This window comes from Streptomyces sp. NPDC032940, assembly GCF_040636935.1.
Taxonomy (GTDB): Bacteria; Actinomycetota; Actinomycetes; order Streptomycetales; family Streptomycetaceae; genus Streptomyces.
Map to the genome: position 1 here is coordinate 169,287 of NZ_JBEZVJ010000013.1, position 11,047 is coordinate 180,333.

At 71.6% G+C, this 11,047-nt stretch carries 6 protein-coding genes, 3 tRNA genes and 2 pseudogenes; 6 read left to right on the plus strand and 5 right to left on the minus strand.

The window, feature by feature from the left end; translation table 11 throughout:
* The first annotated feature begins 21 nt into the window (after positions 1–21).
* The 3 genes and pseudogenes from AB0E77_RS18615 to AB0E77_RS18625 form a co-directional block, all read left to right on the plus strand.
* Positions 22–570: a hypothetical protein gene (locus tag AB0E77_RS18615; RefSeq protein WP_361571728.1), complete on the plus strand. Its 549-nt coding sequence runs from the start codon at positions 22–24 to the stop codon at positions 568–570.
* 57 nt (positions 571–627) lie between these two features.
* Positions 628–2,550: a DNA primase gene (gene dnaG, locus AB0E77_RS18620; protein ID WP_361571693.1), complete on the plus strand. Its 1,923-nt coding sequence runs from the start codon at positions 628–630 to the stop codon at positions 2,548–2,550.
* Positions 2,551–2,711: 161 nt separating this feature from the next.
* A pseudogene (locus AB0E77_RS18625) lies at positions 2,712–3,935 on the plus strand (RNA polymerase sigma factor); the annotation flags it as partial.
* A gap of 35 nt (positions 3,936–3,970) precedes the next feature.
* Here AB0E77_RS18625 and AB0E77_RS18630 read toward each other — a convergent pair.
* The 4 genes from AB0E77_RS18630 to AB0E77_RS18645 form a co-directional block, all read right to left on the minus strand.
* The gene (locus AB0E77_RS18630; protein ID WP_361571695.1) at positions 3,971–5,902 is read right to left on the minus strand and encodes an ABC transporter ATP-binding protein; all 1,932 of its coding nucleotides are present in this window, start codon (positions 5,900–5,902) and stop codon (positions 3,971–3,973) included.
* Entirely contained in the window at positions 5,902–7,635 is a 1,734-nt protein-coding gene (locus AB0E77_RS18635; RefSeq protein WP_361571697.1) for an ABC transporter ATP-binding protein, read from the minus strand. The genes AB0E77_RS18630 and AB0E77_RS18635 overlap by 1 nt, the downstream gene beginning before the upstream one ends.
* A 129-nt stretch (positions 7,636–7,764) precedes the next feature.
* Positions 7,765–9,219, minus strand: coding sequence for an FGGY family carbohydrate kinase (locus tag AB0E77_RS18640; RefSeq protein WP_361571700.1), 1,455 nt, complete (start codon positions 9,217–9,219; stop codon positions 7,765–7,767).
* A gap of 54 nt (positions 9,220–9,273) precedes the next feature.
* Entirely contained in the window at positions 9,274–9,579 is a 306-nt protein-coding gene (locus tag AB0E77_RS18645; RefSeq protein ID WP_361571703.1) for a YtxH domain-containing protein, read from the minus strand.
* A 149-nt stretch (positions 9,580–9,728) separates the two neighbouring features.
* On the opposite strand from AB0E77_RS18645, the gene AB0E77_RS18650 reads away from it, so the two are divergent.
* The 3 genes from AB0E77_RS18650 (at position 9,729) to AB0E77_RS18660 (ending at position 10,173) form a co-directional block, all read left to right on the plus strand.
* Positions 9,729–9,801 (plus strand) — tRNA-Asn (locus tag AB0E77_RS18650).
* Between the two features lie 5 nt (positions 9,802–9,806).
* Positions 9,807–9,879: transfer RNA gene (locus tag AB0E77_RS18655), tRNA-Asn, on the plus strand.
* 220 nt (positions 9,880–10,099) lie between these two features.
* Positions 10,100–10,173: transfer RNA gene (locus tag AB0E77_RS18660), tRNA-Ile, on the plus strand.
* 295 nt (positions 10,174–10,468) lie between these two features.
* Here AB0E77_RS18660 and AB0E77_RS18665 read toward each other — a convergent pair.
* Positions 10,469–10,679 (minus strand): annotated as a pseudogene (locus AB0E77_RS18665) (Txe/YoeB family addiction module toxin); the annotation flags it as partial.
* Between the last annotated feature and the right edge of the window lie 368 nt (positions 10,680–11,047).

Genomic DNA, 11,047 nt, shown 5'->3' on the forward strand with positions numbered 1-11,047 from the left:
GGCGCCGGCGGCGGCTCGATGATGAGTGGCATGAGCCTTCCCCCGGCCTCCCCCGTGACGTCCGTGCCGGCACCGCCCCGTTGGGCGGTCCTTGCCGCGCACCTGACCGTGCTGGTCGTCCTGCCGAGCGGGCTGTGGCGCATCCTGTGGGTGCTCGGCCTCCCCGCCGGCTACACGGACGCGGGCTTCGCACCGTTCGAGACCGCCGGCGCCAAGCTGTGGATGCTGACGCTCAGCGTGGCCGGCGAGCTGGTCGCCCTCCTCACCCTCGGCCTGGTGCGGCCCTGGGGCGAGGTCGTACCGCGCTGGATACCGCTGATCGGCGGGCGCCGGGTGCGCCCCCTGGCCGCCGTCGTCCCCGCCGCCGTCGGTGCGGCGGTGCTCACCGCGCTCTGGGCCGTCATGCCCCTGTGGTGGACGCAGCCGCACGAGGACATGACCGCCACCGGAAGCGTCCTCGTCGGCATCGTCTACCAGCCGCTGGTCCTCTGGGGCCCGCTCACCGCGGCCGTGACCCTCTCCTACCACCGCCGTCATCGCCTCGCGCCGCATCCGGCTCCGGCCGGCTGAGGCCCGCCCGGGGCGGAGCCCGTCGGGAGCGCCGGCGGACCCCCGTAGAATTCACCCGTGGCAGGACGGATCAACGACGAGGACGTGAAGGCGGTTCGGGACGCGGTCCCGATCGACGCCGTCGTCTCGGAGTACCTCCAGCTGCGCAACGCGGGCGGCGGCAACCTGAAGGGGCTGTGCCCGTTCCACGACGAGAAGTCGCCGTCCTTCCAGGTCAGCCCCAGCAAGGGACTCTTCCACTGCTTCGGCTGCCAGGAGGGTGGCGACACCATCACCTTCGTGATGAAGATCGACCACCTCACCTTCTCCGAGGCGGTCGAGCGCCTGGCCGGGCAGGCCGGCATCACCCTGCGCTACGAGGAGGGCGGGTACAACCCCTCCCACCAGCGCGGGGAGCGCATCCGCCTGGTCGAGGCCCACAAGATCGCCGCCCAGTGGTACGCGGAGCAGCTCGCCACCAGCCCGGAGGCGGACACCGGCCGCGCCTTCCTCGCCGAGCGAGGCTTCGACCAGGGCGCCGCCCAGCACTTCGGCGTCGGCTACAGCCCCCAGGGCTGGGACCACCTCACCCGCTTCCTGCGCGGCAAGGGCTTCAGCGACAAGGAGCTGCTGCTCTCCGGCCTCTCCCAGGAAGGCCGCCGCGGCCCCATCGACCGCTTCCGCGGCCGGCTGATGTGGCCCATCCGCGACATCGGCGGCGACGTCGTCGGTTTCGGCGCCCGCAAGCTCTACGAGGCCGACAACGGGCCGAAGTACCTCAACACCCCCGACACCGCCATCTACAAGAAGTCCCAGGTCCTCTACGGCATCGACCTCGCCAAGAAGGACATCGCGAAGGCGTCCCGCGCCGTGGTCGTCGAGGGCTACACCGACGTCATGGCCTGCCACCTCGCCGGGGTGACGACCGCCATCGCGACCTGCGGCACGGCCTTCGGCGGCGACCACATCAAGATCCTGCGGCGCCTGCTGATGGACAACGGCTCCGCCCGCGTGATCTTCACCTTCGACGGCGACGCGGCCGGCCAGAAGGCGGCCCTGCGCGCCTTCGAGGACGACCAGAAGTTCGCCGCCGAGACGTACATCGCCATCGCGCCCGACGGCATGGACCCCTGCGACCTGCGCCTAGCCAAGGGCGACGACGCGGTGGCCGACCTGGTCGAGCCGCGCACCCCGCTGTTCGAGTTCGCGCTGCGCCAGATCGTCGCCCGCTACGACCTGGACACCCCGGCGGGCCGCGCCGCCGCCCTCGACGAGGCCGCCCCCGTCGTCGCCCGCATCAAGAACAGCGGCGCCCAGCACGAGGTCGCCGTGCAGCTCGCCGGCATGCTCGGCATCCTCGACACCCAGTTCGTCGTCAAGCGCGTCGCCCAGCTCGCCCGCTGGGCACGGGACCGCGGCGGCAAGGGCCCCGCGCCCGAGCGGCCGCAGCGCGGCGGCGCCGACGGCCCGCAGCAGTACGCGGCGCCCCCCGCCGCAGCGGCCCCCCGCGGCCCCGCCCTCAACCTGCGCAACCCCGTCTTCGCCACCGAACGCGAGCTGCTGAAGCTCGCCCTCCAGCGCCCCGAGCTGGTCTCCCCGGCCTTCGACGCGTACGGCGTGGACGAGTTCACCGCCCCGCCCTACGCGGCCGTACGCCAGGCGATCCTGGAGGCGGGCGGCGCCGAGTTCGGCGTCCAGGACCCGCAGGACTACCTGGTCCGCGTCCGCGAGGCCGCCCCCGACGACACCGTCCGCGCCATGGTCACCGAACTCGCCGTCGAGGCGATCATGCGCCGCGTCGTCGACGAGATGTACGCCGGCGAGGTGCTGGTCCGGGTCCGGCGCCGCGCCGTCGAACGCCGCATCCGCGACGTCAACGGCCAGCTGGCCCGCCTCTCCGGCCACGGGGACCCGGCCCAGTACGCCGCCGTGCAGAACGAGCTGTGGGTCCTCCAGCAGTACGACCAGACGCTGCGCGCGCACGGCGCCGCCGCGCTGTAGCAGCACCGGCCGATCACCACGCGGTCACGGACCGGACGCAAAAAGTCACCGCACGCCCCTCGTGGCGGCGATGTGTCGTACCCCACACTGAGGGCGGTGCCCCGGGATCCGGCCGGTCCTTCCCCGGCGGCGCCCGGGATCCCCCGGCCGCGTTCCCCACGTACGGGACGGACGGCGGCGAGCGCGCCGGCTCCGCCCCCGAAGTACCGCTGCCGCCCCCGCCGGCAGCGTCCATCCTGGAGGTCGCCCCCGTGCAGACCCAGACCCTCACCCAGACCGACGCGCATACCGACGGCGCGGAGCCGGACGCGGACACCGGCGCCCTCCTCGCCATGGCCGCGCGGCACCGCGCCGTGCACGACCCGGAGCCCGCGCCCCCCGAAGCGGCCGAGGAGCCTCCCGGCCCCGCCGACGGCCCCGGCGAGCCGGTCGAGCCCGTCGAGCCGTCGCGGCCCACCCGCACCGAGACCGGCGGGCCCTCCGCCGACCTGTTCCGCCAGTACCTGCGCGAGATCGGCCGGATCCCGCTGCTCTCCGCGGCCGAGGAGGTCGACCTCGCGCGCCGCGTGGAGGCCGGGCTGTTCGCCGAGGAGAAGCTGCGCCTCACCCCCGACCTGGACAGCAGCCTCGCCCTGGACCTCGACCGGCTCGTCGTCCTGGGCCGCCTCGCCAAGCGCCGCCTGATCGAGGCCAACCTGCGGCTCGTCGTGTCGGTGGCCAAGCGGTACGTCGGACGCGGGCTGACCATGCTCGACCTGGTCCAGGAGGGCAACCTGGGCCTGATCCGGGCCGTGGAGAAGTTCGACTACGCCCGCGGCTACAAGTTCTCCACGTACGCCACCTGGTGGATCCGCCAGGCCATGTCCCGCGCCCTGGCCGACCAGGCCCGCACCATCCGCGTCCCGGTGCACGTCGTGGAGCTGATCAACCGCGTCGTGCGCGTGCAGCGCCGCATGCTCCAGGAACGCGGCTACGAGCCGACCCCGCAGGAGGTCGCCGCCCAGCTGGACCTGCCCCCGGAGCGCGTCGGCGAGGTGCTGCGCCTGGCCCAGGAGCCCGTCTCCCTGCACGCCCCCGTCGGCGAGGAGGACGACGTCGCCCTCGGCGACCTGATCGAGGACGGCGACGCCACCAGCCCCGTCGAGTCCGCCGCGTTCCTGCTGCTGCGCGAACACCTCGAGGCCGTGCTCTCCACCCTCGGCGAACGCGAGCGCAAGGTCGTCCAGCTCCGCTACGGCCTGGTCGACGGCCGCCCCCGCACCCTCGAGGAGATCGGCCGCATCTTCGGCGTGACCCGCGAGCGGATACGCCAGATCGAGTCCAAGACCCTCAACAAGCTCCGCGACCACGCCTACGCGGACCAGCTCCGGGGCTATCTGGACTGACCAGGGGGCCCGGCGGCGTACCGGGCCCCGGCGGCTCAGCCGTCGACCTCGGCCACGGCCTGCGCGAACTGCGCCTTGTACAGCCGCGCGTAGGCACCGTCGGCCGCCAGCAGGTCCGCGTGCGCGCCCTGCTCGACGATCGACCCGTTCTCCATGACGAGGATGGTGTCCGCGTCCCGGATGGTGGAGAGCCGGTGCGCGATGACGAACGAGGTCCGCCCGTGCGCCAGCTTGGCCATCGCCTTCTGGATCAGCACCTCGGTACGGGTGTCCACGGACGACGTCGCCTCGTCCAGCACCAGGATCACCGGGTCGGACAGGAACGCCCGCGCGATGGTGATGAGCTGCTTCTCACCGGCGCTCACGCCCGTGCCCTCGTCGTCGATCACGGTGTCGTAGCCGTCGGGCAGCGTCCGCACGAACCGGTCGGCGTGCGCGGCCCGGGCGGCCTCCTCGATCTCACCGCGGGTGACCTCCCGCGAGGCGCCGTACGCGATGTTCTCCGCGATCGTCCCGCCGAACAGCCAGGTGTCCTGGAGCACCATGCCGATCCCGGCCCGCAGCTCGTCGCGGGACATCCCCGCGATGTCGACGCCGTCCAGGGTGATCCGGCCGCCGGACACCTCGTAGAACCGCATCAGCAGATTGACCAGCGTGGTCTTGCCGGCGCCCGTCGGGCCGACGATGGCGACCGTGTGGCCCGGCTCCACCGTCAGCGAGAGGTCCTCGATCAGCGGCTTCTCCGGGTCGTAGCGGAAGGACACGTGCTCCAGCTCCACCCGCCCGCGCAGCTCCGCGGGCCGCACGCCCGGGACCGGGTCCGCCGACTGCTCCTCGGCGTCCAGCAGCTCGAAGACCCGCTCCGCCGACGCCACGCCCGACTGCACCAGGTTCGCCATCGACGCGACCTGCGTCAGCGGCATCGAGAACTGCCGGGAGTACTGGATGAAGGCCTGCACGTCACCGATGGACAGCGAGCCCGAGGCCACCCGCAGACCGCCGACGACCGCGACGAGCACGTAGTTCAGGTTCGACACGAACATCATCAGCGGCTGCATGATCCCGCTGTTGAACTGCGCCTTGAACCCGGCCTCGTACAGCGCGTCGTTCTGCTCGGCGAACTGCCGCGCCGACTCCTCCTGCCGGCCGAACACCTTCACCAGCGCGTGCCCGGTGTACATCTCCTCGATGTGCGCGTTCAGCTGCCCCGTCGAGCGCCACTGCTGCACGAAGTGCGGCTGCGACCGCCTGCCGACCCGCGTGGCCACCGTGAAGGACAGCGGCACCGTCACCAGCGCGACCAGCGCCAGGATCCAGGAGACGTAGAACATCATGATCAGCACGCCGACGATGGTCAGCAGCGAGTTGATCAGCTGGCCCATCGACTGCTGGAGCGTCTGCCCGATGTTGTCGATGTCGTTCGTCGCCCGGGACAGCACCTCGCCGCGCTGACGCTTGTCGAAGTACGACAGCGGCAGCCGCGACAGCTTCGTCTGCACGTCCTCGCGCATCCGGAACATGGTCCGGTTGACCGCCCGGTTCACCAGCCGGGTCGCCACCGCCATCAGCAGCCCGGCCGCGCCGAACACCGCCAGTGCCAGCAGCAGCACCTCGCCGACTGCACCGAAGTCGATGCCCTGGCCCGGCGTGAAGTCCGTGCTGCGGAGCATGTCGGCGACGGCGCCGTCACCGCGCTCCCGCATGGCCTCGAGGACCTGCTCCTTCGTGGCGCCGGACGGCATCTCCCGCCCGACGATGCCCGCGAAGACCAGGTCGGTGGCCCTGCCGAGGATCTTCGGCCCGACCACGCTGAGGCCGACGCTGAACACCACGCAGGCCAGCAGCGCGCCGATCGTCGCCCGCTCCGGCCGGAACCGGCCGACCAGCCGTTTGCCCGACCCCTTGAAGTCCATCGAACGCTGGTCGGGGCCGCCCCCGGCCATCATCCGACCGCCAGGCCCCGCCATCAGGCAGCCTCCGCTTCCGTCAGCTGGGAGAGCACGATCTCCCGGTAGGTCTCGTTGTCCGCCATCAGCTCGTGGTGCCGGCCCACGCCGACCACCCGCCCCTCGTCCAGCACGACGATCCGGTCGGCGTCCCGGATCGTCGCCACGCGCTGCGCGACGATCACCACGGTGGCCTCGGCCGTCTCCCGGGAGAGCGCGGCGCGCAGCGCGGCGTCGGTGGCGTAGTCGAGCGCCGAGAACGAGTCGTCGAAGAGGTAGATCTCCGGGCGCTGCACCAGCGTCCGGGCGATCGAGAGCCGCTGCCGCTGACCGCCGGACACATTGGTGCCGCCCTGCGAGATCGGCGCGTCGAGCCCGCCCTCCAGCCGCTCCACGAACTCCCTGGCCTGCGCCACCTCCAGCGCGTGCCACAGCTCCTCGTCGGTGGCGTCGGGATTCCCGTAGCGCAGATTGGTCGCGACGGTGCCCGCGAAGAGGTACGGCTTCTGCGGCACCAGGCTCACCAGGCGGGCCAGCGTCCTCGGATCGACGGTGCGCACGTCCACCCCGTCGACCAGCACCTCCCCGTCCGTGGCGTCGAACAGCCGGGGCACCAGCCCGAGCAGCGTGGACTTGCCGCTGCCGGTCGAGCCGATGACGGCGGTCGTCTCGCCCGGCAGGGCCACCAGGTCGATGTCCTTCAGCACCGGCTCCTCGGCCCCCGGGTAGCGGAAGCCCGCGCCCCGGATCTCCAGGTGCCCGTGCCGGCGCAGCTCGGTGACCGGCGCCAGGGGCGGCACCACGCTGCTCTCGGTCCCCAGGACCTCCTGGATCCGCTCGGCGCACACCTCCGCGCGCGGCACCATCATGAACATGAAGGTGGCCATCATCACGGACATGACGATCTGCATCAGATAGGCCAGGAACGCGGTCAGGTCACCGATCTGCATCCCGCCGCTCTCGATCCGGTGGGCGCCGAACCACACCACGGCGATCGACGACAGGTTCACCACCGTCATGACCACCGGGAACATCAGCGCGAGCAGATTGCCGGTGCCCAGCGCCACGTCCGTCAGATCGGAGTTGGCCTTCCGGAACCGCCGCTGCTCGTACTCGTCCCGCACGAAGGCGCGGATGACGCGATTGCCGCTGATCTGCTCGCGCAGCACCCGGTTCACCGTGTCCAGGCGCTCCTGCATGGACCGGAACAGGGGCCGCAGCCTGCGCACGATCAGCGTCACGCAGATCGCCAGCACCGGCACCACGCCGACGAGCACCCCGGACAGCGGCACGTCCAGGCCGAGCGCCATCACGATGCCGCCGACGCACATGATCGGCGCCGACACCATCAGGGTGAACGTCATCAGGGCCAGCATCTGGACCTGCTGCACGTCGTTCGTCGTCCGAGTGATCAGCGAGGGCGCGCCGAAGGTGCCGACCTCGCGCGCGGAGAAGGACTGCACCCGGTCGAAGACGGCGCCCCGCACGTCCCGGCCGAGCGCGGAGGCGGTACGGGCGCCGTAGTAGACGGCACCGATGTTGCACACGACCTGCACCAGCGAGATGCCGATCATCAGAGCGCCGTAGCCCAGGATGTAGCCGGAGTCGCCGTTGACGACACCGTTGTCGATGATGTCCGCGTTCAGGGTGGGCAGGTAGAGGCTGGCGCAGGTCTGCAGGAACTGCAGGACCACCAGCAGGGCGATGGGTTTCTTGTAGGGCCTGAGATAGGTCCGCAGGAGTCGTATGAGCACGCTGGGTCTCTCGGGGTCGGCGACAGGGGCGATTGGTTGCCCTTGGCCCCTATCGTCGAACACTCCACCCGCGTTACCTCAACCGATTAAGCCGACAGCTTCGCGCGTCCAACCGCACCGGCGGAGCGCTCACGCGTGCAGCGCCCCCGGGTGCGTCTGCTCCCGCACCGACACGAACTGCTGCCGCACCGCCTGCCCCACGGCCAGCTCCTCGCCCGGCTCCAGCACCTGCGCGACCGCGCCCTGCCAGGCCGGGGGAGTGCGCGGGTCCAGCGTGCCCTGCGACACGCCCAGCGCCCAGGCCGCCTGCCGGGCCGCGCCGATCGCCGCGTAGTCCGCCGGCTGCGGTACGACGACCTGGACCCCGAACAGCGCCGGCGCCGCCGCCTGCACGGCCGGCAGCTCGGCCGCCGCGCCCAGCAGGAACACCCGCCGCACGTCCACACCCCGGCCGCGCAGCACGTCCAGGGCGTCGGCGAGACCGCACAGCATGCCCTCGAACGCGGCCCGCGCCAGATGCTCGGGCTTCATCGACTCGCGCCGCAGCCCGTGCAGCGTCCCGGCGGTGTGCGGCAGGTTCGGGGTGCGCTCACCCTCCAGATACGGCAGCAGCACCAGCCCGTGCGCGCCGGGCGTGGACTTCATCGCCAGGTCGGACAGGCTCTCCAGGTCCGGCAGGCCGAGCAGTTCGGCGGTGCCGCGCAGGGTCCGCACCGCGTTCAGGGTGGTGACGACCGGCAGGTGCATGCCGGTGGCGTCCGCCAGGGAGGTGATCATGCCGGTGCGGTCCACGAGCGCCTCGGGGTGCACGGCCATCACCGACCCGGAGGCGCCGAGGGAGACCACCGCGTCCCCGAGCCCGATGCCGAGCCCGAAGGCCGCGGCCATCGTCTCGCCGGTCCCGGCGGAGATCAGCAGGCCCTCCGGCGTCGTGCCGGCGGCGTCCGCCGGGCCGATCACCTCCGGCAGCATCGCCTGGTGTCCGAGCGCCAGTTCGACCAGATCGGGCCGGTAGCCGCCGGTCGCCGCCGACCAGTACCCGGTCCCGGAGGCGCCGCCCCGGTCGGTGGTCCTGCGGGCCGGCCGCCCCAGCAGCTGCCACACCAGCCAGTCGTGCGCCTGGAGGAGCACGGCGGTCCGCGCGGCGGCCTCGGGCTCGGTCCGGGCCAGCCAGCGCAGCTTGGTCACCGGCTGCGCGGCCTGCGGCACACAGCCCACGGACTGCGCCCACGCCTCGCGCCCGCCGAGCGCGTCGATCAGATCGGCCGCGGCCACCTGTGAGCGCTTGTCGCCGCCCACCATGGCCGGGCGCACGGTGTTGCCCTGGGAGTCCAGCGGCACCACCGAGTTGGCCTGGGCCGAGACCCCGATGGCCTGCACACCCTCCAGCAGCCCGCCGCCCGCGGCCTCGCCCAGGGACAGCAGCCAGGCCTGCGGGTCGACATCGCTGGGGCGGCCCCCGCCCTCGGGGCCCTCCACCGGATGCGGCGCGTATCCCTGCCGGAGCACGGCACCGGTGTCCGCATCACAGACGACGATACGAGTGAAATCGGGCGCACTGTCCAACCCGGCGACTATCCCCATGCGGAAATTCTGCCGCACGCGCGGAGGTGTCCGTACCGGGTGGGGGCAGGTGCCTCAGGTGTTGCTGGTGCCCCAGTCGTCCGAGGCGCTGCCGTTGGCACTGCGCTCGCGCAGCGACCGCACCCGCGCGGCGACCGAGTCGGGCATCCGGTCGCCGACCTTGTCGCTCATCACGTGGTACGCCTTGTCCGCGAAGTGCCGTCCCTGCTGGGCCGCCGACTCGGCGGTGTTGCGGACGGCCGGGTTCTGTGCGACCTGCCGCGCGGACTGCCGCAACTGCTCGTAACGCTCGCGCCCGGCCTTGGTGCCGAGCACGTAACCGACGGCGAGTCCGACGACGAATGTGAGCCGGTAACGCATGGCGGCCACCTTCCCTTGCCTAGCTCTGACGGTGCGGGGGAGTACCGATTGGCGGAGCACCCCCCTGCTTGCGCTAATGTATGTGTCGCAGCGAGCGCGCGCCCCCTGGCGAATACCCAGGCAGACGCGTTCGATGCGATACGAGACCTTCCTCGGTAGCTCAATTGGCAGAGCAGCCGGCTGTTAACCGGCAGGTTACTGGTTCGAGTCCAGTCCGGGGAGCTCGGTCCTCCGTAGCTCAATTGGCAGAGCAGCCGGCTGTTAACCGGCAGGTTACTGGTTCGAGTCCAGTCGGGGGAGCATGGTGAACGAGGGCCCTTCGGGGTCCTTTTTCATGTGCCCGGGTGCCGTCCCCGCCCCCGCCCCACAACTCTCCGCACGACCCGGGAACCACGCGGCACGCTGCGGAGTCTCAAGGTCATGAAGGTGCCGTGGTGAGCCGACCAGCCGAGGCAGGAGATCGTATGAGCGGCTATGCTGCGGCAGACGGCGCGCACACATGTACGCGACACGCCGCTATGGGGCGGTAGCTCAGCCGGTTAGAGCAGCGGACTCATAATCCGTCGGCCGTGGGTTCGAGTCCCACCCGCCCCACCCCAAGGTTCTCCCAGGGAACCGTTTCTACCTGCGGATACGCGAGAGCGGGGGGCCCACCCCAGGGTGGGGACCCCCGTTTATTCGTTCCGACCAAGAGCCAGGGGACACGCAGGGGACACGGCCGGGCGACATGAGGGTCATAGCCGAGATTGGCCGTATCGCCTGATCGGTGCCGTGGATGGAAGGCATCGAGCGGGACCTCGGCTCTGCCTCTTCCGCACGCCGGGGCACCCGCACTCCGCTGCCGGCTCGGTCCACTGCTGCGAACGGGACGAGCGGTTGGGTGCTCTCCGGTCGGCTTGTACACGAGTCGGTGCGTGTCGTCGATCCTCCGAGACCAGTAGCCCGACAGGTCACCCTGCAGGGGCTCCGGCTTGCCGATGCCCTTGAAGGGATCGCGCATGGTGTCGTCGATGAGCTTGTTGATGCGCTTGACCATCTTGCGGTCGCTCGGCCCAGTTGGTGTAGTCCTCCCAGGCGTGGGACGTGAACGAGATGTTCACGCACGCTGCTCGTTGCGACCTCGGTACGGTCCGGGATCGGATCATCGCTCTGATCGATCCACGGCCGTCCGCCCGGTACGGGTACATCGAGTACGCGGATGCCTCCGGGTGTGCGCGGCAAGCCGCCGAGGCGGCGAGCGCCCTGCGCGCCTTGACCGCCGACGGGCGGGCGGCACAGGCGGTAGGTCTGGCGCCCTCCGAGGCAGAAGCCGCCCGCGCCGTCCGGCGCCGGGGACGTTCGCACGCGTCGGCGGTCCCCGGGGCGTGCACGGGCTAGGTTCTGTCCGGCGGATCATGTGACCTTCTGACTGGTCGCTCGTTGGTTCGGTCATGGGTCGGGGGGATCTGACGAATCGCGAGTGGTCGTT